The sequence below is a fragment of the Candidatus Nitrosopumilus sp. genome (assembly GCF_965263415.1).
Taxonomy (GTDB): domain Archaea; phylum Thermoproteota; class Nitrososphaeria; order Nitrososphaerales; family Nitrosopumilaceae; genus Nitrosopumilus.
The window spans coordinates 175,711-196,652 of record NZ_OZ253671.1 but is presented as its reverse complement, the minus strand read 5'-3'; the positions used below and the strand labels follow the sequence as shown (position 1 = coordinate 196,652).

22 protein-coding genes and 2 tRNA genes are annotated in these 20,942 nt (G+C 35.5%); 19 read left to right on the top strand and 5 right to left on the bottom strand.

Annotated features, from left to right (window positions below; all coding sequences use genetic code 11):
• Positions 1–2 precede the first annotated feature (2 nt).
• The 5 genes from ACQY22_RS01715 (at position 3) to ACQY22_RS01695 (ending at position 5,134) form a co-directional block, all read left to right on the top strand.
• The gene (locus ACQY22_RS01715) at positions 3–1,160 is read left to right on the top strand and encodes an AAA family ATPase (RefSeq protein WP_428324834.1); all 1,158 of its coding nucleotides are present in this window, start codon (positions 3–5) and stop codon (positions 1,158–1,160) included.
• The gene (locus ACQY22_RS01710; protein WP_428324833.1) at positions 1,157–1,468 is read left to right on the top strand and encodes a hypothetical protein; all 312 of its coding nucleotides are present in this window, start codon (positions 1,157–1,159) and stop codon (positions 1,466–1,468) included. Before ACQY22_RS01715 ends, ACQY22_RS01710 begins: the two co-directional genes overlap by 4 nt.
• A 106-nt stretch (positions 1,469–1,574) precedes the next feature.
• Positions 1,575–3,122, top strand: a complete 1,548-nt coding sequence (locus ACQY22_RS01705; protein WP_428324832.1) for an acyl-CoA carboxylase subunit beta — start codon at positions 1,575–1,577, stop codon at positions 3,120–3,122.
• Between the two features lie 5 nt (positions 3,123–3,127).
• Entirely contained in the window at positions 3,128–4,615 is a 1,488-nt protein-coding gene (locus ACQY22_RS01700) for an acetyl-CoA carboxylase biotin carboxylase subunit (protein WP_428324831.1), read from the top strand.
• Positions 4,616–4,621: 6 nt separating this feature from the next.
• A complete protein-coding gene (locus tag ACQY22_RS01695; protein WP_428324830.1) occupies positions 4,622–5,134 on the top strand; it encodes an acetyl-CoA carboxylase biotin carboxyl carrier protein subunit in 513 nt (170 codons plus the stop codon).
• A gap of 13 nt (positions 5,135–5,147) precedes the next feature.
• Here the strand turns inward: ACQY22_RS01695 and ACQY22_RS01690 are convergent, their stop codons facing one another.
• Positions 5,148–5,612 carry a redoxin domain-containing protein gene (locus ACQY22_RS01690; RefSeq protein WP_428324829.1) on the bottom strand — a complete coding sequence of 155 codons (465 nt, stop codon included), beginning with the start codon at positions 5,610–5,612 and terminating at the stop codon, positions 5,148–5,150.
• Positions 5,613–5,768: 156 nt separating this feature from the next.
• Between ACQY22_RS01690 and ACQY22_RS01685 the strand changes: the two genes are divergently transcribed.
• From ACQY22_RS01685 to ACQY22_RS01635, 11 genes are read left to right on the top strand one after another with little or no spacing between them, the layout of a single operon-like run.
• Complete coding sequence (locus ACQY22_RS01685) at positions 5,769–6,101, top strand: NADH-quinone oxidoreductase subunit A (protein WP_012214659.1); 333 nt, start codon at positions 5,769–5,771, stop codon at positions 6,099–6,101.
• 40 nt (positions 6,102–6,141) lie between these two features.
• On the top strand, positions 6,142–6,666 hold the full coding sequence (locus tag ACQY22_RS01680; protein WP_428324828.1) for an NADH-quinone oxidoreductase subunit B: 525 nt from the start codon (positions 6,142–6,144) through the stop codon (positions 6,664–6,666).
• Positions 6,666–7,268 (top strand): NADH-quinone oxidoreductase subunit C, encoded by a 603-nt coding sequence (locus tag ACQY22_RS01675; protein WP_428324827.1) that lies wholly within the window; start codon positions 6,666–6,668, stop codon positions 7,266–7,268. The genes ACQY22_RS01680 and ACQY22_RS01675 overlap by 1 nt, the downstream gene beginning before the upstream one ends.
• 2 nt (positions 7,269–7,270) lie before the next feature.
• Entirely contained in the window at positions 7,271–8,407 is a 1,137-nt protein-coding gene (locus ACQY22_RS01670) for an NADH-quinone oxidoreductase subunit D (RefSeq protein ID WP_428324826.1), read from the top strand.
• Positions 8,408–9,706 (top strand): NADH-quinone oxidoreductase subunit NuoH, encoded by a 1,299-nt coding sequence (gene nuoH, locus ACQY22_RS01665; RefSeq protein WP_428324825.1) that lies wholly within the window; start codon positions 8,408–8,410, stop codon positions 9,704–9,706. It begins immediately after the preceding gene.
• Positions 9,706–10,203, top strand: a complete 498-nt coding sequence (locus ACQY22_RS01660) for an NADH-quinone oxidoreductase subunit I (protein ID WP_048069014.1) — start codon at positions 9,706–9,708, stop codon at positions 10,201–10,203. The genes nuoH and ACQY22_RS01660 overlap by 1 nt, the downstream gene beginning before the upstream one ends.
• A complete protein-coding gene (locus tag ACQY22_RS01655) occupies positions 10,196–10,708 on the top strand; it encodes an NADH-quinone oxidoreductase subunit J family protein (RefSeq protein WP_428324824.1) in 513 nt (170 codons plus the stop codon). The genes ACQY22_RS01660 and ACQY22_RS01655 overlap by 8 nt, the downstream gene beginning before the upstream one ends.
• Positions 10,689–10,994, top strand: coding sequence for an NADH-quinone oxidoreductase subunit NuoK (gene nuoK / locus ACQY22_RS01650; RefSeq protein WP_141976563.1), 306 nt, complete (start codon positions 10,689–10,691; stop codon positions 10,992–10,994). Before ACQY22_RS01655 ends, nuoK begins: the two co-directional genes overlap by 20 nt.
• Entirely contained in the window at positions 10,994–12,547 is a 1,554-nt protein-coding gene (locus ACQY22_RS01645) for a complex I subunit 4 family protein (protein WP_428324823.1), read from the top strand. The genes nuoK and ACQY22_RS01645 overlap by 1 nt, the downstream gene beginning before the upstream one ends.
• Position 12,548: 1 nt before the next feature.
• Complete coding sequence (locus ACQY22_RS01640; protein WP_428324822.1) at positions 12,549–14,627, top strand: NADH-quinone oxidoreductase subunit L; 2,079 nt, start codon at positions 12,549–12,551, stop codon at positions 14,625–14,627.
• Positions 14,628–14,639: 12 nt separating this feature from the next.
• Complete coding sequence (locus ACQY22_RS01635) at positions 14,640–16,124, top strand: NADH-quinone oxidoreductase subunit N (RefSeq protein ID WP_428324821.1); 1,485 nt, start codon at positions 14,640–14,642, stop codon at positions 16,122–16,124.
• Here ACQY22_RS01635 and ACQY22_RS01630 read toward each other — a convergent pair.
• Positions 16,114–16,965: a polyprenyl synthetase family protein gene (locus ACQY22_RS01630; protein ID WP_428324820.1), complete on the bottom strand. Its 852-nt coding sequence runs from the start codon at positions 16,963–16,965 to the stop codon at positions 16,114–16,116. The genes ACQY22_RS01635 and ACQY22_RS01630 overlap by 11 nt on opposite strands.
• A gap of 44 nt (positions 16,966–17,009) precedes the next feature.
• A tRNA-Glu gene (locus ACQY22_RS01625) sits at positions 17,010–17,103 on the bottom strand.
• A gap of 80 nt (positions 17,104–17,183) precedes the next feature.
• Here ACQY22_RS01625 and ACQY22_RS01620 point away from each other — a divergent pair.
• A complete protein-coding gene (locus tag ACQY22_RS01620) occupies positions 17,184–17,816 on the top strand; it encodes a TenA family transcriptional regulator (RefSeq protein ID WP_428324819.1) in 633 nt (210 codons plus the stop codon).
• 41 nt (positions 17,817–17,857) lie between these two features.
• Positions 17,858–17,931, top strand: a tRNA-Ile gene (locus ACQY22_RS01615).
• Positions 17,932–18,041: 110 nt separating this feature from the next.
• On the opposite strand, the gene pyrE is transcribed toward ACQY22_RS01615, so the two are convergent.
• A complete protein-coding gene (pyrE, locus tag ACQY22_RS01610; RefSeq protein ID WP_428324818.1) occupies positions 18,042–18,647 on the bottom strand; it encodes an orotate phosphoribosyltransferase in 606 nt (201 codons plus the stop codon).
• Between the two features lie 50 nt (positions 18,648–18,697).
• Between pyrE and ACQY22_RS01605 the strand changes: the two genes are divergently transcribed.
• A complete protein-coding gene (locus tag ACQY22_RS01605) occupies positions 18,698–19,780 on the top strand; it encodes a transcriptional regulator (RefSeq protein ID WP_428324817.1) in 1,083 nt (360 codons plus the stop codon).
• On the opposite strand, the gene ACQY22_RS01600 is transcribed toward ACQY22_RS01605, so the two are convergent.
• The gene (locus tag ACQY22_RS01600; RefSeq protein WP_428324816.1) at positions 19,772–20,881 is read right to left on the bottom strand and encodes a site-2 protease family protein; all 1,110 of its coding nucleotides are present in this window, start codon (positions 20,879–20,881) and stop codon (positions 19,772–19,774) included. The two genes, ACQY22_RS01605 and ACQY22_RS01600, sit on opposite strands and share 9 nt — an antisense overlap.
• Between the last annotated feature and the right edge of the window lie 61 nt (positions 20,882–20,942).

Genomic DNA, 20,942 nt, shown 5'->3' with positions numbered 1-20,942 from the left:
TGATGTGGTCTGAAAAATACCGACCTCAGAATATTTCTGACATGGTTGGAAATGAAGAATCTCGTTCTGTAATCATGGAATGGTTTGCAAAATGGAAAAAAGGCACAAAACCTCTACTTTTGGTTGGCCCTCCTGGAATAGGAAAAACTACTATGGCATTTCTTGTAGCCAAACAATTCGGTTATGATATGATTGGGCTTAATGCAAGTGACGTTAGAAGTAAATCAAGAATTAATGAGATTCTTACTCCTGTTTTAGGAAATGTAAGCGTTCTTGGAACTCCTATGATATTTGTTGATGAAGTAGATGGTATTCATGGTCGTGGAGACTATGGTGGTGTTGCAGCACTTGTTGATATACTAAAAGAACCAACCGTCCCAATAATTCTTGCTGCCAATGATGACTCTTCTGATAAAATGAAAAATATAAAAAAAGTTGTAAAAATAATTTCTTTCAAAAAAATCCCACCACGTCTTCTTCGAGTTTATTTGGAAAATATTTTGAAAAAAGAAAGTGCAAAACTTAGTCCTGGGTCATTAATCAAAGTAATTGACAAATCTCGAGGTGATATTCGTTCAATGATCAATTTAACACAATCAATGGTTACCGGATTTAATCCGCAAACAGAAACAAAATTTGAAAATATTGATGTTGAAGATGGAATTAATGCATTTTTCAAATCAAAATCTGTTGAAGAAGCTCGAAGTGTTTTGTATTCTATGCAAATTGATCCTAGAGAAAAAATTAATGCATTTTATTCTAGTATTGTTACAAGTAATCTGGATGCTGATACCTCTGCAAAGTATTTAGAAATAATTTCTGAAGCTGATATGCATTATGGAAAAATTGTTAGAACACAAAATTGGCGATTGTTAAGATATCTTAATGATATTTTGATCAAACTTTATCAAAATGATGATAGAGTTAGATATGCTCAATACAATCTTTCATGGCCTTTACTTAATAGAATTCGTTGGGATGGTGCAAAAATAAAATCACTTTCTTCTGTTATGGCAAAAAAATTACATTTGTCATCTAGTGCATTTGTTACCTTTGGATTACCTTTTGTTTTATTTTGTATTAAAAACAAAACATTGGAGTTGGAACTAGAAGAAGCCTTTGGTGATATTATTGAAAAGGAGATTGAACTAATGCAATGAGTTGGAGAAAAATACCTATGAAGTTCCCTGGAACTTGTATTGTATGCAATGAAAAAATAGAGATCAATGAAATTGGTCTCTGGGCAAAAGGACTTGGTGTAAAACATGAAAAATGTGCTGAAGTTCATGAACTACAGTGTTTAGTTTGTGGTGGTCACGCTGGGTGTGAACAATGTGAATTCCAGGAAATCTGTGATATTGCAAACGTCTCTCAATTTTGTATATGTAAAAACTGTAGTGAGAAAAATGATACCTTTGCCTCCTACCAAAAAGCCACTAACAAAAAATTTCCAATTATTAACTCATAATTTTCTAAAATTCTCAATATTCTACATGGTATTTTCTAAAAAAATTTGATAGAAATTTCTTCAAACTAAATTAATATAGGAAATCGTTTTGGACTAGATTACTATCATGCATTCAGAAAAACTGGAAAATTATAGTAACAAACACAAAACTTCTCAACAAGGTGGTGGTCAAGATAGGATCAAAGCCCAGCATGATAAAGGCAAATTAACTGCACGAGAGAGAATCGATCTTTTGTTAGATGAAGGCAGCTTTACCGAAATTGATCCAATGGTAACTCATCATTATCATGAATATGATATGCAGAAAAAGAAGTTCTTTACTGATGGTGTAGTTGGCGGATATGGAAATGTTAATGGTAGACAAATCTTCGTATTTGCTTATGATTTTACAGTTCTTGGTGGAACTCTAAGTCAAATGGGAGCCAAAAAAATTACTAAACTAATGGATCATGCAGTTAGAACTGGATGTCCAGTTATCGGAATTATGGATTCTGGTGGTGCAAGAATTCAAGAAGGAATAATGAGTCTTGATGGATTTGCAGATATTTTTTATCATAATCAATTAGCTTCAGGAGTTGTTCCTCAAATTACAGCAAGTATTGGTCCTTCTGCTGGTGGTTCAGTGTATTCACCAGCTATGACAGACTTTGTTGTAATGGTAGAAAAGGCAGGATCAATGTTTGTTACTGGTCCTGATGTTGTAAAGACCGTTTTAGGTGAAGAAATTTCAATGGATGATCTTGGTGGAGCTATGACGCATGGCTCAAAAAGTGGAGTTGCACACTTTGTTGCACAAAATGAATACGAATGTATGGATTACATCAAAAAATTAATCTCATTTCTTCCACAAAATAATTCCGAAGAACCTCCAAAAATAAAAACTGATGATGATCCAAACAGATTAGATCATAATCTCATTAACGTTATCCCCGAAAACCCATTACAACCTTATGATATGAAAGAAATTATCAACTCTATTGTGGACAATCATGAATTCTTTGAAGTTCATGAATTGTTTGCACCAAATATTGTTGTAGGCTATGGAAGAATGGATGGTCAAGTAGTTGGAATTATTGCAAACAATCCAATGCATTTGGCAGGAGCACTTGACATTGATTCATCAAACAAATCTGCTCGTTTCATTAGATTCTGTGATGCATTTAACATCCCCATTATCACACTAGTAGACACACCAGGTTACATGCCAGGTTCTAATCAAGAACATAACGGTATCATTAGACATGGTAGTAAACTACTCTATGCATATTGTGAGGCAACCGTTCCAAGAATTACACTTGTAATTGGAAAGGCATATGGTGGTGCATACATTGCAATGGGAAGTAAGAATCTTAGAACTGACATTAATTATGCATGGCCAACTGCGCGTTGTGCTGTATTAGGTGGAGAAGCTGCTGTAAAAATCATGAACAGAAAAGACTTGGCAGATGCAGACAACCCTGAAGAACTTAAGAAGAAATTGATTGATGAATTTACAGAGAAATTTGAAAATCCATATGTTGCAGCATCTCACGGAACTGTTGATAATGTAATTGATCCTGCAGAAACAAGACCTATGTTGATTAAAGCCCTTAAAATGCTTGCAAACAAAAGAGACAAACAACTTCCTAGAAAACATGGAAATATCAATTTGTGATTAAAATGATTGAGAAAGTACTTATCGCAAACAGAGGAGAAATTGCTCTTAGAGTAATTAGAACATGTAATGCATTAGGCATCAAAACTGTTGCAGTATATTCTGATGAAGATTACAATTCTTTACATGTAAAGAAAGCTGATGAATCTTATCATATTGGGGAAGCAGCTCCTGCAAAATCATATCTTAATCAAGAAAAAATCCTTGAAGTCATGTTGGCTTCTGGTGCAAACGCTGTTCATCCAGGTTATGGTTTTCTTTCTGAAAATGATGACTTCGCAAGATTGTGTGAAAAAAACAAAATTACCTTCATCGGTCCATCTGCTGATTCCATGAACCTATGTGGTGATAAAATGGAATGTAAAGCTGCAATGCTAAAAGCTCAAGTTCCAACTGTACCTGGAAGTCCGGGACTAGTAGCTGATGCTGATGAAGCAGAAAAAATTGCAAACGAAATTGGTTATCCTGTACTTTTGAAATCTGTGTATGGTGGTGGAGGTCGTGGAATTAGATTAGTTACAACTGATAAAGAATTACGTGAAGGTTTTGAAACCGTAACATCTGAATCTATTGCAGCAGTTGGAAAATCTGCAATTATTGTTGAAAAATTCCTAGAAAAAACTAGACATATTGAATATCAAATGTGTAGAGATCATCATGGTAATGCAGTACATCTCTTTGAGAGAGAATGTTCTATTCAAAGAAGAAATCAAAAATTAATTGAACAAACTCCATCCCCTGTTGTAGATGAAGCAAAAAGAGAAGAAATTGGTGAATTAGTTGTTAAAGCAGCAGAAGCTGTTGATTACACCAATCTTGGTACCGCAGAATTTCTAAGAGCAGATAATGGTGAATTTTACTTTATAGAGATTAACGCAAGACTTCAAGTCGAACATCCTATCAGTGAAATGGTTTCAGGATTAGACTTTGTTAAGTTACAAATTGATATTGCAAATGGAGAACCACTTCCATTCAAACAAAAAGATCTGAAGATGAATGGTTATGCTATTGAATGTAGAATTAATGCTGAAGATACCTTTTTGGACTTTGCACCTTCAACTGGACCTGTTCCAGATGTAACAATTCCTGCAGGACCAAATGTTAGATGTGACACTTATCTTTACTCTGGATGTACAGTCTCTCCATTCTATGATTCATTAATGGCAAAACTCTGTACTTGGGGACCTACATTTGAAGAATCTAGAACAAGAATGCTTACTGCATTAAATGATATGTATGTTCAAGGTGTAGAAACGTCAATTCCACTCTATAAAACAATTCTAAATTCTGAAGAATACAAAAAAGGAGAACTGTCAACTGACTTTTTGAAACGTTATGATATGATTGATAAATTAAGTGAAGATCTTAAGAAAGAAAAAGAAGACAAGAGCGAAGCAGCTTTAGCTGCTGCTATCATTCATTCTGAATACTTTAAGAACAGAGTTCAAAACAACAACACAAGTAGTGCAACTTGGAAAAATAAATTGGATTGATGATTAATGGACTATAAGGTATCTGATGTTGAAAAATCATTTGAAGGAAAAATTGTTGAAAATTTGGGTAACAATGATTATGTAATTAAAATAAATGATAAAGAACATCAATTAAGAATTCTTTCCATGGATGCAAAAGGAATAGAATTCATTTTAGATCAACAATACCATAAAGCAAAATATCTTGAGACTGGAACTAGTGAAATGAATCTTGTAATTGATAATGTTCCAGTTACACTAAACATGAATACACACTTTGATGAAATTGTTTTCAAAAATTCTGGTGGCGGTGGTGCAGGTGGTGCTCAATTAGCACTCAAAAGCCAAATCCCTGGTAAAGTTGTATCAATTGCAGTTGTTGAAGGTGATTCGGTCAAGAAAGGTGATGTTGTGTGTACTTTAGAATCAATGAAGATGCAAGTTGCAGTAAAAGCTCACAAAGATGGTGCCGTTAAAAATCTCAAAATTAAGGAAGGCGCAACTGTCGCAAAGGGCGACGTTATTACAGATTTAGAATAAAAAAGAAATTTTCCTACTTGAGGAAATTTTTAATCTCTTCATAATTTGGTTCCTTTAATGGATCTTCTGAAACCCACTTGTAACCAATCTTTCCGTCTTCCATGATTACAAATACAGAACGTTTTGCTGCGTTGTAGTCTTTGATGTGAAGCAAGTCTTTCATCAAAATGTCATAGTCGCTAATTGTTTTACTGTTGTAATCTCCTAACAATGGAAAATTGAAGTTGTGTTTTTCTGCAAATGCTTTGTTTGCAAATGGTCCATCGTTACTAATTGCAACTATTTGTGCACCTGTGTCTGCAATTTCTTGCCAAGAATCTCTAAGTGTACATAATTCTGTCTCACAAACAGGAGAACTTGCTGCCACAATGAATGTAAGAACGATCTTTTTTCCTTTGAATTCGTCCAAAGTCCTCAATTTTAGTTCTGTATCTGGAAGCTCAAAATCTGGAGCGGTATCTCCAACATTCAATGACATGATCGCATTTTGCTAATGTTCTATAAAGTAGTTTAGAAAAAATATTTTTTTTCGATCCAAGCCCCAAAATCTGAAACATACCTTTTTATACAAAAATCAGGGTGAAAAGCTAAATTGGTCGGGGAATTAGCGGGCAATTACAGTACTGTGGTATTGATGTTTGCCTTTGGTATAGCAGCAATGGCACCTGCATTGATTATTTCACGAATGGTTTCTCCCAGAAAACGTAGTAATCCTGTAAAATTCTTGCCGATGGAATGTGGTCAAGTTCCATCTGGGGAAGGTCGAACGCATTTTATGATGCAATATTATCCGTACATTCTCATGTTTGTTGTTTTTGATGTAATGGCAATTTTCTTGTATGCTTGGGGAAGTGCACTGTTGGAACTTCCAAAGAGTGCAACTTTGCCAATGATAGGATTTTTAGCTATAATGTTTGGTGCAATGGCATTTGCATTATACCAATCAGGGAGACGAAGAATATGGTAGTTTTTTATACAAATCAAATTAACGAGGATAGGAGATAAGATTGCTTAAAGACTTAGTAACACCAGAAAACGCAAATGTCTTTGTAGGAAAACTCGGAGATATTTTAGAAAAAGCAATCGACAAACCATTGGGCTACGCCATCAATTGGGGTAGGATTTGGTCACTCTGGCCTGTCCACATTGAAACAGCTTGTTGCAGTGTAGAATTTGGTGCAGCATCAAGTCCAAGATATGATGTTGAAAGATTTGGTATCATCGAAGCATTTGGATCACTTAGACAATGTGATCTAGTTGTTGTACAAGGAACTATTACAAGAAAGATGGCACCACGTCTCAGATTAGTTTATGATCAAATGCCAGAACCAAAGTATGTAATTGCTATGGGAGCTTGTGCAATTACTGGAGGATTGTATTTTGATTCATACAATGTACTTCCAGGAATTGACGGAGTACTTCCAGTTGATGTCTATGTTCCAGGTTGTCCACCTAGACCTGAAACTCTCATACAAGGATGTATTTTGTTACAAGAGAAAATTAAGAGAATGAAGGCTAGGAAGTTTGTATAATGAGTAGTGATTCTGAAAAACCAACAGCCGCAAAAACTGAAGAGAAACCAGCTCCTCCTAAACCTGCACCAAAACCTGCCGCAAAAACTGAAGAAAAACCCGTAGAACTCCCAGCATTTGAAAAAGGAATTTCTGATAAATTAGTTGAAAAATTTGGAGATAAAGTAGAAGTAGACTTTGTAAAAGAAGACCGAATTGGAATTAAAACAAGTAAAGAAAATGTTCATAATGTAGCCCAATTCATTCGTGATGATTTACATTATGATCATGCAGAATCTGTTTCAGGCGTAGATTATCCTGCAGATAACGAAATTGAAGTAGTTTATCATCTTGGTTCTTACACTGAATCCTCTCTTGCAAGACAAGTTCTTACTTTATCAACACGTGCTCCTAGAGAATCAAACCCAATTCCAGGACAAGATTCTACAAAACTCCCTACTCTCAGAGATGTATTTTATAGTGTAGAATTTGGTGAAAGAGAAGTTTTTGAAATGTTAGGTGTTTACTTTGATGGTCATCCAGATAACAGACGATTACTTTTGCCTGAAGATTGGGCAGATTTACCACCACTTCGAAAGGACTTTGCAATAAAGGGTAGATGATAATGACTGATATAATGCCACCAGGATTAGCACTCAAAAAAGTAGATGAGAGAATTATGACTCTCAATGTTGGACCACAACATCCAGGTTCTGGCCACATGAGAATTGTTGTTCAAATTGATGGTGATTATATTGTTGCATGTGATCCTGATCCAGGATATGTACATCGTGGAGAAGAAAAGATGGCAGAATATAGAAACTACATCACCAATGTTCCTCACTTAGAAAGACCAGTAATTCATGATTCATGTAATGTTCTTTATCCATACGTTTTAGGTGCAGAAGAAATTCTTGGAATTGAAGTTCCAGAACGTGCAAAGTATGTTAGAGTAATTTGTTCAGAACTAAATCGTTGTATCTATACAATGTACTGGCTTGCAATTTATGGAATTTTCTTAGGCCACTCTACAATGTTCATGTGGCCTGCAGGTGATAGAGAACTCTTAATTGATCTTATGGAAAAAGTATCTGGTGCTAGAGTAACACACGCACACTTTATTCCAGGTGGAGTAAGAAATGATTTGCCTGCAAACTTTGAAGATGTATGTTTACGTCAAGTAAATTACTTTGAGAAACGTATCAAAGAATATGCTGCAGTGTTTTATGATAATCCTATCTTGATTTCAAGAACACAAGACACTGGTGTATTATCTCGTGAAAATGCAATTAGATATGGAACCACTGGTTCAGTACTCCGAGCAAGTGGTGTAGATTATGACTTGAGAGTAAAAGCACCTTATGATGTCTATGATGAATTAGATGTTCATACTAATGTAATGAAAGAAGGAGATTCTTATGCAAGATCTAGAGTCCCATGGCTTGACATGATGGAAAGTTGCAATATAATCAGACAAGCATTACAGAAAATGCCAAAGTCTGGTTCTGTCAGAACAAAACTAAAGCCAAATCCTAAGACTAAAGGTCCTGCTACCGTGTACAAACGTGTAGAATCTGGTAGAGGTTCACTTGGTTGTTATATTGTATCTGATGGTAAAACTGAACCTTACAGAGTAAAGATGAGTGTTCCTTCATTTAGAAACTTACTTGCCTTACCTAATCTTTTGATTGGTGAAAAACTTGGTAACATGCCATCTGTTTATTGGAGTCTCAATTATTGGCCAGTGGAGGCAGATAGATAAATGTCAGCTCTAGCACCAAAGTTCAAACTAAGTGAGTTTATCAAATCACTTCTTGATAATGCATTTTGGATAGTACTTCTTGTATCTCTAGTTGGATTACCTGCAATTCAAGTACTCTTGTTCTACATTGAAATGCCTGTAATTAATGGTGAATTACTTACACCATTTCTTGCAATGACTTGGATGGCTGATCCTTCCCGTAGTTTACCAATCATAAAAGCATTCATGGCAACTGATATGTTTAGAGTGATGGCATTTCCGGGATTTGGATTTGCTGCTTTGATAGCTGCTGCCACCATTTTTGTTGAAAGAAAGATGCTTGCTAAATTACAATTAAGAGTTGGTCCTTTTTACTGTGGAAAAATTGAAGGAATTTTACAATTAGCCGGTGATGGTCTAAAACTGATTTCTAAAGAGATTATTATTCCTGCAAAAGCAGACAAGCCAATATTCTGGGCAGCTCCTGTAATCTTTGTTGCAACAGCTGCTGCATTTGTTGCGTTAATCCCTGTAGCTCCTGGTTGGGTAGTTGCAGATGTGGACTTGGGATTACTTGGTGTCTTTGCAGTAATTGGTTTCTTCCCTATCATAACAATTCTATCAGCATGGTCTGCTAACAGTAAATTCCCATTCATTGGTGGTATTAGAGCACTCTTCCAGATGGTTTCATTTGAAATTCCGTTAATCTTGTCTTTGTTGGGTGTAGTAATTCTAACTGGTACTCTCAACTTGTCTGAGATTGCAGCTAGTCAGTCAAACTTCCCATGGATTATCTTTTTGCCAGTTGGGGCTATTGTCTTCTTTATTACAATGCTTGCAGAATTAGAAAGAATTCCATTTGATTTGCCAGAGGCAGAAAGTGAAATTGTTGCTGGTTGGTTAACTGAATTCTCTGGAATGATGTATGGTTTAGTTCAATTAGGAACTTATCTGAAACTTTATGCATTTGCAGGATTGTTTGTTGTTTTATTCTTAGGTGGTTGGAACGGTCCAATGGTTGTTCCTCCATTCCCTGAAGAATTACTTACTGGAGTTGAAATGGGTCCTCTCACTATAGGTCCATTCCCTGGATTGCCATTGTTTGATCAAGAAATGCTAAATGGAACTCTTTGGTTTGTTCTAAAAACTGTTGGTGTGATTTTCTTCATACTATTACCTAGGGGTGTGTTCCCAAGAATCAGAATTGATATGTTGTTAAGTCTTGGTTGGACTAAATTAATTGGACTAGCATTCGTTAACATCTTTATTGCACTAGGCTTGCTTTACGCTGGAGTCTTGGGACCAGGAGGATTACAATAATGGGAACTGCAACTGGAATTATTCGTGCATTAAATTCAGGAATCAAACATCTGGCCATCAAACGATTTACACTTCGTTATCCTGAAGAGAAACTAAAATTTGTAGGTGATGGTTATCAGTTTGATCCTTCAACTGGTGTTGGTATAGCTGGGTTAAAAGGAAGACATATGCTATTCCATGATCACTGTACTGGATGTCAATTATGTTCAATTGCATGTGAAGGTGTTGCAGAAGCAATTGCAATGGTAAAAGTTCCTGAAGAACAAAAACAAAATAAAAAATCTATCATGCCTCAAATTGACTATGGAAAATGTGTTTTCTGTGGTCTTTGTGTTGACGCATGTCCATTCTATGCACTTTACATGACAAATGATTATGAATTATCTTCATTTACTAAAGAAGGTCTAATTTACACTCCTGCACAACTTGCAGTAAAACCATATCTTACGCAAGATAGTGAAATCCAAATCACTGATAGAGGTGCAACACATGGCTGATGCTGCATTCTTAGCTCTTACTGTAATCACGATTGGTTCTGCAATTGCAGCGCTTGAATTAAGATCATTAATTTATGGTTCCATTGCATTAATGGGAACTCTTGGTGGTATTGCCGGATTCTTCTTTTTGTTAGATGCTCCATTTGTTGCATTGTTCCAACTTGCAGTTTATGTTGGCTCTATTGCAGTTCTTATCTTGTTTACTGTTATGTTGGTAAAAAGAGAACTCATATTCAAAAAAATTGAAGATAAAAGAAGAAAGTTTGCCGGAATCGGTTTGATGATGGTTGTAATGGTAGGATTAGGCGCAGTCTTTTTAGATTCTGGGATTAAAACAATCACCACTGATGAACCCCCTGTTGACTTTAGAGATATTGGTACAGACTTTGTGACATATTATTGGCCTGCATTAATTTTGATGGGATTGATTTTAGCTGGTTCTGTTACTGGTGCACTTGTATTAGCAAAACGAGAGGATGTAGAGGATGACCAACGAACTAATTGATTTTACACTTGTGTCTGTTGCCTTGTTAGGTATAGGCATCTATGGTCTTGCAGTTAAACGTAATTTCATTAGAATGTTATTTGCAGTTGAAATTATAATTAATGCTGCAAACCTAAGTTTAGTTGCATTTGGTAGATTCTTACCACATAGTGGTGGTCAAACATTGGCATTATTCTCTATTGCAATTGCAGCTGCAGAAGTAGCAGTCGGACTATCATTAATCATTGTAGCATATCGTATGTATCAGAATGTCGATATTGCAGACTTTAGGAGCTTGAAAGGATAATGGAATACGCATTATTACAGGCAGTTTTCTTGCCACTACTCTTATCTCCTATAGCATATATCTTAGGAAGAAAAGTAGGACCAACTCCTGCTATGTGGTTTACATTTGCAATCTTACTTTACACTACAATTCTTGTAGTTAACGCAGCCATGTCTGGAACCGTAGAAGAACACTATCCGTGGACTGAGCAATTTGGTGAATTTGGTTTCTTACTTGATGGTTTAGCATCTCCATTTGCAATAATCATCTATGTACTATCCACAATTTTGGTACTTTATTCAAAACCATACATGATTCACAAATTCCATGAACAATTTGAAGAAGAGCAAAAAATCAATCCTTCTTCAAGTGGACAAAGTTCTGTTGTTGAATCATCTGCTCTTTCTAATTATGTAAATGCAAAATCTGGTCTTTACTTTGCACTATACCTTGTATTTGCAATGGGAATGCTTGGAACCGTCATGTCAACAAATCTGATAGAATTCTATATCTTCTTTGAAGTTATGTTGATTCCTGGTTTCTTCTTAGTTGCTCTTTGGGGTGATGGTCCAAGAAGAAAGATTGGTTTAATGTTCCTCTTTTGGACTCACGCTGGTGCAGTTGTTTTACTATTAGGATTCTTAATGATTGGATTGACTATTGGCAGCTTTGACTTTGCTGATATCAAAGAATCTGAAATTCCTCAAGACGTTGTAATGATCTCGGCAATTGCGATTGCGATTGGCCTTGGAGTAAAACTTGCTGTCTTTATGTTCCATGTTTGGTTACCTTATGTTCACGGTTCAGCACCTACTCCAATTAGTGCACTTTTGTCCCCTGCAATGATCGGAATTGGTGCATATGGTATCTTTAGATTAATTGTTGAATTCTTACCGTCCACATTTGCAGAACTCTCAATTTGGTTCCACATTTGGGGTCTTGTTACGATGCTCTATGGTGGTGCAATGGCGTTAATGCAAGATGATCTAAAACGATTACTTGCTTATTCTAGTATCAGCCAGATGGGTTACCTGCTATTTGGTATAGGTTCAATGTCTTCAATGGGCCTTGCCGGTGCCGAGATGATGTATATCACTCACGGACTTGGAAAAGGTATTCTCTTCATGATGGCCGGAATCATCATTGTTAAAGTAGGTACACGTAGTATCTCTAAACTTGGTGGCCTTGCTGGAAAGATGCCAATCACTGCAGTATGTGCAGTTATTGGTGCACTTACAATTATGGGTGTTCCACCAACCAGTGGATTTATGGGAGAATGGATTCTCTTTTACGGTGCATTAGAAACTGCAATTGAAGAAGGTTCTACACTTAGAGCAGTAACATTTGGTCTAGGACTTGTTGCAACTGCACTAACAATGTCATACATGTTATGGATGCTAAAACGAGTATTCTTTGGTAAAACACCTGAACATCTAGAGAAAGTCAAAGAAGGAAGTTGGTACATGACAGCACCAATGATGGTATTAGCTGGATTTACTGTAGTACTTGGAATTTATCCAGATATTTTCTTGAACACAATTATGCCTTACATGAATGGAGTGTTGGGAGTCTAATATGGCAACTGAAGCTATTGGTTTACCATTTGAAGCAACATCTGCTGCAGCATGGCTTGTTTGGATTTTACCATTTGCTGCTGCACTCATTATGCCAGGTATTGGAAAATTCTCAAAACAAGCAACAGGTTATGTCGCAGTTGGATTTGCATTAATGAGTGCACTATCAGCTGCATCTTTGTTACCCCTTGCAGTAGAAGGAAGCGAAATTCACAAACAGGTTATGTGGATTGAAGCAATTGGTCTGAAAGGTGGTGTGTTAGCTGATCCACTTTCAGTCATTATGGCAAATGTTGTTGCTTGGATTTCATTCTTGATTATGATTTACAGTACTGGATATATGAAAGGCGATAAAGACATTACAAGATTCTGGTTCTGGATGATGTTCTTTATTGGTTCTATGCAATTAATTGTATTATCTGATAACTTACTACAAGTCTTCTTTGGATGGGAAGGTGTGGGTCTTGCATCTTATGCATTGATCAGCTTTTGGTATCGTGATAAAAAGAAAGATCATGTTGGACAAGAAGGACGTACTGTTCTTGGTTTGTTAGATTACTATGCTCCAACACACGCCGGTATGAAGGCATTCATCATGACCAAAGTAGGTGACGTGATGATGATTGCAGGTATGCTTTTGATTTTCTTGTTTGCAGGAACATTTGGTTTCAAGGAACTGATGGGGGATCATGAATGGGCAATTGCTATGAATGCTCAAGGCATGTTGGTTCCTGCCTTTGTACTGTTATTTGGTGGTGCTGTAGGTAAATCTGCACAATTCCCATTAAACGAATGGCTCTTAGAAGCAATGACTGGTCCAACTGCAGTTTCTGCATTAATTCACGCCGCAACAATGGTAAAAGCTGGTGTCTTTTTGGTTGCAAGAATAGGACCAATTGTCTTTGCATTAGGTGCTGCAGGTATTATGGCCGACCAATTCTTTGAGATTGTTGCATGGGTTGGTGCAATAACTGCATTATTACTTGCAACCCAAGGTATGGTTAATCCAGAAATTAAGAAAGTTCTTGCATATTCAACTGGTTCACAAATTGGTTACATGATGATGGCATTAGGCGTTGCAGGATTATCTCATCAATACGTTGATGGTTACACCGCTGGATTCTTCCACTTAATTTCTCACGCAATGTTCAAAGCATCATTATTCATGGCTGCAGGTTCTTTGTTGCATATTGTTGGTTCTCGTTTCATGACTGATATGGGTGGTTTACGAAAACAAATGAAAAAGACATATGCTTTCATGTGGGCTGCCGGTCTTGGTTTAATGGGTGCACCATTTATCACAACAGGTTTCTGGAGTAAAGATGCAATTTTTGCAGCAGTTTATACTTCTGGAAACGAATGGGCATTACCACTATTTGCAATTGCAGTATTAACTGCAATAATTACCGCATTCTATACTACAAGAATGATTGGCATGGTATTCTTTGGTAACAAGAGCAAACATATCCAAAAGATGGAAGAAGAAGGACATCATATCCATGAAGCATCATTATCCATGTGGGTTCCATACGGAATTCTTGCAGTTTTGACTATCGGAATTGGATTGATTGGATTATCTACAGAACATGGATTGCACCATATGTTTGAAGTATATCTTGAAGATTCATTTGGAATCCATAGTGAACATGCAAAAGTTGAATCCTCAATATTGCCAGAATTCTTGAAAGGAATTAATCCAGTAGCACTTGGTGCTTCACTTGTTGCATTTGCAACAGGAATTGGATTAGGTTACATATTCTATATTGGTAGATGGGTTGATCCTGTCAAATTTGTAAATTCAAACATTTTCTTTTACGCAATTCACAAAGTCATCTTAAGTAGATGGTATCTCAACGCAATAGTGTATTGGTGCTTTGTAGTGGCGCCATTATGGTTAGCAAGAGGTGTATTCAGATACTTTGAAAAGACAGCTATCGATTACGGTATGAATGATGGATTCCAGAAGGCAACTGCATGGGGTGCTAAAGTTGTACAAGGAACTCAGACTGGTGTTTCCCAATCATATCTATTCGTATTTGGAGCAGGATTACTATTCGTAGTTCTGATATTGTTGATGTAGGAGAGATATGAAATGTTAGAAATTACTTCCACACCATTAATACTAATTGCAATTTTAGGAACTGTTGGAGTTCTTCTTCCAATAATCAGCATTGCAAGAAAAGAAAAAGGCTCTAACTCATTTTATGCTGTAATTGCATTTGCAGCGTTAATTGTATCCATAGCATATGTTGGCTATGAATTCATTAACGAAAACGTTGCTGCTTCTGCTCTATTCTCTGATGATGTAATCGTAGATGATGCATTTGGTGGATTCTTTGCAATTGCAATGTTAATTGTTGCTTTGTTCACAACAGTTGGTTCCTTTAACTATATGAGAAAACACAATTCTCCTGCTGTTTACTATTCGTTAATTTTACTTGCAACAATCGGTATGATTCTTGTTGCATACTCAACTGATTTGGTAATGTTATTTGTTGCTTGGGAGCTTATGAGTATTCCAACGTACATTTTGGTTGGATATATGAAAAAGAATCCAAGTTCAAACGAAGCTGCATTAAAGTACTTCTTATTTGGTGCACTATCTTCTGCAATAATCGTTTACGGAATTGCAATATCTTATGGATTAACTGGTTCTACAAATATTGGAGAAGTTATTGAAGGATATTCAACACTTGATCCATCATTATTGCCGCTAGCATTACTTTCAGTTGGAATGTTTATTGCAGGATTTGGATTCAAGATGGGACTTGTTCCATTCCACCAATGGCTTCCAGATACTTATGAAGGTGCACCATCTCCAGTTACTGCACTTCTTGCAGCTGCAACCAAAAAAGCAGGATTTGCCGCTGCTATTAGAATAATAATACTTGGAATGGTGGCTCTAAATCTTGATTGGACTTTAGCTCTGGGAATTATCGCAGTAATGACTATGACAATAGGTAATGTCGCTGCAATTATGCAAAAGAATCTTTCAAGAATGTTGGCTTATTCTAGTATTGCACATGCTGGCTATATCTTGATTGGATTGGCAGTTGCTCCATACAGCTCTCTAGGTTTACAAGGTTCTTTGTATCAAATCTTTAACCATGCAGTAATGAAGGGAGCTGCCTTTATTGCAATTGCAGGAATTGTGACAACTCTTGCTGTAACTCATATTGATAAACTCAAAGGACTTGGAAGAAGAATGCCTATTACTGCTTTAGGTATGGTGATTTCATTATTTGCTCTTGCCGGTGTTCCTCCACTTTCCGGATTTTGGAGTAAATTGATGCTATTTGGAAGTGCATTAGATGCTAGTACTGCATTATGGTGGGCTCCATGGCTTGCAATTGCAGGCGTTCTTAACAGTGCATTATCCCTTGCTTACTATGGTTGGATTACAAGAAAGATGTACTTTGAAGGAGAAACAGAAAAGAGAGTTTCAGAACCAAAATCAATTGTAGCAGTAATGATATTCTCTATTATCTTCTTAGTAGGATTTGGTGTCTATCCAGAACCACTTATCAAATTCGTAGAATTTGCAACACCAGTAGTTAGTTTAGGACTTATGCCTTAAACGAAGTAAATTTAATTAAATTATCTAGATTTATTTTTGCATCATTGTCTGGAATCTTTCTTAAACTTGTTCTTGCTTTTTCAGAATATTCTTTTAACAATTCTTCCATTTTGTTAAAGACGTCTCTTGGATCTGAGCTTTTCTTAATCAGAGTGTTAAACAACTTGTCTTCATTTTTCCAGTCTAACAAATCATCTCTAATTTGATAAGCAATTCCAATATTTTTTCCATATTCTGTTAATCCTTCAATTTGTTCTTCTGTTCCATTTGCAATAATTGCACCTGTTCTAGCTGCTACTTCAAATGCAGTTGCAGTTTTGTATTCAATTACTTTGAGATAGTCATCAAATGTAACATCTTCACTTGTTTCCAATCTGCTCTCAATCATTTCCCCCTCACTCATTAACATTGCAGTAGTTGCCAAATCCTTTGTTATTCTAGGATTATCTAATCTGGAACATATTGCCAAAATTAATCCTAAAACAAAATCACCTGTAAGCACACTGGTATTGTATCCATATTTGATATGGAATGGATCTTTTTGTCTCCTCATTGTTTCATTATCAATAATGTCATCATGGATTATTGATTCCATATGCAAAAATTCGACTGCACAAGATGCTGCAAAGGTGTTATCATCAATTTTTCCAATACTTTCAGCTGATAAAGTAAGAATAATCGGCCTGATTCGTTTCCCTCCTTCTAGAGAATATTTCAAAGGATCAATGAATTCTGATTCTGAATATAGGTCTAGTTCTTTATCTAGAGCCTGATCAATTTTTTTGATATATTCTCCATATGTCTCAAGTAAAGGATTAATCTCGATGTTTTTTCTGTCCAAGATGGGGCCTCTGTTGAAAAATTTTCTCATTGTTAATTAAATCTTGGTGCTCCAGCCGGGATTTTCATCGATTGATTTTGAACCCGGGATCACTGCCTTGAAAGGGCAGTATGCTTGACCGGTCTACACCACTGGAACCCATGAAAATTCTGTATTTTGTCCATAAAATCTTTTGTAAACCACAAAGATTTTTTTATTGGCAGATTTGGAGTCAAATCATGAACATAACTAAAAAAATTGATGAAATGATTGAAGAAAGAAGTTTACTAAAACATCCATTTTACCAAGCATGGTCTGATGGAAAATTAACAAAAGAATCTCTGGCAGGGTATTCTAAAGAATATTTCCAATTAGTAAAGGAGGTTCCATCTTTTATGGCTCCTATTATTCAAAAAGCTCCAGAGTCAGTTGTAAAAGAATTAGTTGAAAATCAACAAGAAGAATCTGATCATATTAAACCATGGATTGCTTTTGCAGGAGAACTTGGAATTTCTGAAGAAGAATTACTATCTTATTCAGGTTTACCAAAAACAAGAAAAGCTGTATCTGATTTGAATGAATTAATGGATACTTTTGAAGGTGGTGCATGTGCAATGTATGCCTTTGAAAAAGAAATTCCAAAAATCAGTCAAACAAAACTAGATGGTTTGGCAGAATTCTATGGTATGACTAGTGATGAAGCAACAGAATACTTCAAGCTACATACAGAAGCTGACATTAGACACGCAGCATCATGGAGAAACGTTCTTGAGAAATCTTCAACTGATTATGACAAATTAATTGAGATAGCAGAAAAATCTATCTCAGCACAAAATTTGTTATTGGATAGTTGTTTTGAAGAATACTGTTAATCTCATAACATTTTATACCTGAGAAAAAATTCATCTGCTTAGGGCCCGTAACTCAGCTTGGTAGAGTAACCGGCTCATAACCGGTGAGCCAAGGGATCGAAGCCCTTCGGGCCCATTATATTCAATTAGTTTTAAAATAAGCAGAATCAAATTTTACTGGCTGCAATGAAGAATCAGAGTTATATCTGAATGATGATTGGAAGGCATTTGTCTGAGCTGCCAAACTCATTTACCAATTTGATTTTTCACTTTTTCTAAAATCTCATCATCTACTAGATTTTGTTCATGTAATGCTTCCGTAATTTGTAAAATATTTAGAATTGAATGCATTTTAACACCTAACTCATTCAAGGCTTCATCTGCTCCTTCCATTCTATTTACGATTACATATGCATCTTTTACTGAAATATTGACTTCTTTTAATGACTTGATTGCATTTGCAACAGAACCTCCAGTTGTTGCAACATCATCTATCATAACTACTTGCATTCCATCATTAATTTTTCCTTCAACTGATTTTGAAGTTCCATAATCTTTTGGTTTACTTCTAACATAGATCAATGGTTTTACTGTTTCAATTGCTAATGCTGATGCAATAACTAAACCTCCTGTAGGTACTGAAACTATAGAATCAAACTTGTCTAATCCTATATTTTGAGCAATCTCATTTTCTAGATATTTTACCATTTTCCTAAATTCTTGAGGATAACTTGGAACTAGTCTTAGATCTACATAGTATGAACTCTTTTTTCCACTGGCTAGTGTAAAATCTCCAAATTTTATGATGCCTTTTTGATGCAAAAAGGTTGCAAACTCTTTTACAAATTCCATATCAAAATTAACTACACTGGATTTATTTTGGTTTGTATTATGAATGAATTATGCCTGAAATTTGGTTAAATTATGGTATTACAGACGTTGTTTTGGACATAAGAGCCGAGAATTTAGAGCAAAAAATTGATTCTGATGGTAAGGTTTTAGATGATTCAGCGATCAATGAAAAATTGAGCACTATAGATTATTCAAAACCGATGGAACTTGTTGTTTTACATAACTCAAAATCCATTCAAAAAATAATCTCATCCATGTTTACATTATGTGAACAAAAATCAAAACCATTCCCAAAAATCCTTACTGATAAAAAAATACTGAATCAAGTAAAAGCAGGACTTCCTGAGGGTAGTTCAATTAATGAATTTGATAATTTTGATAATCCTAACTCAAATCTTGTATTTCTGGGTGAAATGGAATTTGATGGTCTTTTTGGCTATGAAACAATTTCTACACGTCTTATCAAAAAATTTGGTTTAGACTCTATGCTTTCAGCATATGCAAAAAGGCAAGGAAATCTCCCTGTTTCTGGACAATACCCTGAAAGTCTTCAAGAAGCAAAGAAATTTTCTGATAATTTTGAAATTCAAGGAATTGAATTAATTGCAAATTCTCAAGGAATTGTTGATTTTTCAATTGGACATCCTTCAGAAACTATGTCTAATACAAAGATTCTAGAATCAAATTCAATCAAAGATGTTGGTCAACATAAAACAATGATAATTAGTACTGGCAAAGATGCAAGCAATGACAATCTTGGAAAATCCTTTTCATCTTTATGGAATTGTTCAAATGCAATAAAAAAAGATGGTCTTGCAATTTTAGTCGCTGAATGTAAAGGGGGATTAGGTTCTGATGCAATTCAACAATACATTGAAAACAGATTAACTTTAGAACAATTGAAAAATCCTACTAAATATGTTGGCGGTATGGAAGATCTTTTGTTCCTTTCTGAAATACAAAAGAATTTTCAGATTGGTCTAGTTTCAATTCTACCTGAATTTTATGCAAAGAAACTAAACATGATTTCCTTACCTGGGATAAAATATTCTATGGATTATATTTTAAAGACACAAGGTGCAAGACAAAAAGTTGCTGTAGTTTCAGATGGTGCTAGACTCTTACTACGGTAGAAAACTAGGCAAAAAATCTGATGGTAATGGTGCACATAAAATTGCTAATCCGATGATTCCAATGTATGCTAGTTTTCTATTTCTTGAAAGTGGTGACACATCATCTAGTGGATTTGCACTTGGATTTCTTGAACTCAAGATAAGAATCAAAATTGCCATAAACACATAATTTAATAAAACTAGAATTGCTATACTTCCAAACGTGGCATATCTGTGAAGTTTTGGGTTAAGTAATGTTCTAGCCATATGGCCTCCATCTAATTGCCAAGCTGGAAGTAAATTCAAAAATGTAATTAAAAATCCTACCCACGCTGCAAACATTATTGGAGTCATGATTACTTCTTGTCCTTCTCCACCTTTTCCAAACATGGCTAAACTTGCAGTCATTAACAGTGGTTCTCCAAAACTCCATTCTGTAAGTATTGATTCTTCAAATAATCCTGATGCAAATTCTGGATCTAAAATTGGTGCTGTATATGCTCCGTAGATTGAAACAATCACTGCAATAACTAATCCTGCAATTGGTCCTGCAATTGCAACATCAAATAAAATTTCCCGATTTATTGTTAATCCTTTTGATTGAATAAATGCACCAAATGTTGGAAGAAAACCAAATACTGGTATTCCCGGAATGAAGTAAGGCCATGAAGTTTTTAATCCATGAGCTCTTGCGGCAATAATGTGTCCTAGCTCATGTACTCCTAAAATTCCTAAAAGTGAAAGTGTATAGACTCCTGCCATTTCTAATGGGTCCCCAATTTCTACAATAGAGTTTGTTCCAGAAGTTCTAAAATATCCGTCAATCATTACAAATGAAATTACAACTGCAAACAATATTCGAGGAACCCATGATGAACTCAACCACCTTCTTTGTTTTCTTGGGGGGAATTTCTGAATAATTACGTATAATCCTCCATCTATTTTTTCTAATTTAGAAACATATCTCATATTCTCTAATTTTTTAGCCAATTCTTCGAACTTTGATTTAAATTCAAAATCTTCAATCTTAAATTCTAAAGAAAATTCTGTTTTTACAAAATCACTTACATCAAATATGGAATTGACTAAAGAAATTATTTCCTCTTGAGAATGCTCTTCCACTCTTTATCACTAATTCTTTCCATTAAATGGTTTTTTGGTTTAAAATTAAATATTGATGGTC

Bases quoted from the DNA above. Each gene is read 5' to 3' on its own strand.
- ACQY22_RS01715 (WP_428324834.1), top strand. From the start codon at position 3: ATGTGGTCTGAAAAATACCGACCTCAGAATATTTCTGACATGGTTGGA.
- ACQY22_RS01710 (WP_428324833.1), top strand. From the start codon at position 1,157: ATGAGTTGGAGAAAAATACCTATGAAGTTCCCTGGAACTTGTATTGTA.
- ACQY22_RS01705 (WP_428324832.1), top strand. From the start codon at position 1,575: ATGCATTCAGAAAAACTGGAAAATTATAGTAACAAACACAAAACTTCT.
- ACQY22_RS01700 (WP_428324831.1), top strand. From the start codon at position 3,128: ATGATTGAGAAAGTACTTATCGCAAACAGAGGAGAAATTGCTCTTAGA.
- ACQY22_RS01695 (WP_428324830.1), top strand. From the start codon at position 4,622: ATGGACTATAAGGTATCTGATGTTGAAAAATCATTTGAAGGAAAAATT.
- ACQY22_RS01690 (WP_428324829.1), bottom strand. From the start codon at position 5,612: ATGTCATTGAATGTTGGAGATACCGCTCCAGATTTTGAGCTTCCAGAT.
- ACQY22_RS01685 (WP_012214659.1), top strand. From the start codon at position 5,769: ATGTTTGCCTTTGGTATAGCAGCAATGGCACCTGCATTGATTATTTCA.
- ACQY22_RS01675 (WP_428324827.1), top strand. From the start codon at position 6,666: ATGAGTAGTGATTCTGAAAAACCAACAGCCGCAAAAACTGAAGAGAAA.
- ACQY22_RS01670 (WP_428324826.1), top strand. From the start codon at position 7,271: ATGACTGATATAATGCCACCAGGATTAGCACTCAAAAAAGTAGATGAG.
- nuoH (WP_428324825.1), top strand. From the start codon at position 8,408: ATGTCAGCTCTAGCACCAAAGTTCAAACTAAGTGAGTTTATCAAATCA.
- ACQY22_RS01660 (WP_048069014.1), top strand. From the start codon at position 9,706: ATGGGAACTGCAACTGGAATTATTCGTGCATTAAATTCAGGAATCAAA.
- ACQY22_RS01655 (WP_428324824.1), top strand. From the start codon at position 10,196: ATGGCTGATGCTGCATTCTTAGCTCTTACTGTAATCACGATTGGTTCT.
- nuoK (WP_141976563.1), top strand. From the start codon at position 10,689: ATGACCAACGAACTAATTGATTTTACACTTGTGTCTGTTGCCTTGTTA.
- ACQY22_RS01645 (WP_428324823.1), top strand. From the start codon at position 10,994: ATGGAATACGCATTATTACAGGCAGTTTTCTTGCCACTACTCTTATCT.
- ACQY22_RS01640 (WP_428324822.1), top strand. From the start codon at position 12,549: ATGGCAACTGAAGCTATTGGTTTACCATTTGAAGCAACATCTGCTGCA.
- ACQY22_RS01635 (WP_428324821.1), top strand. From the start codon at position 14,640: ATGTTAGAAATTACTTCCACACCATTAATACTAATTGCAATTTTAGGA.
- ACQY22_RS01620 (WP_428324819.1), top strand. From the start codon at position 17,184: ATGAACATAACTAAAAAAATTGATGAAATGATTGAAGAAAGAAGTTTA.
- pyrE (WP_428324818.1), bottom strand. From the start codon at position 18,647: ATGGAATTTGTAAAAGAGTTTGCAACCTTTTTGCATCAAAAAGGCATC.
- ACQY22_RS01605 (WP_428324817.1), top strand. From the start codon at position 18,698: ATGCCTGAAATTTGGTTAAATTATGGTATTACAGACGTTGTTTTGGAC.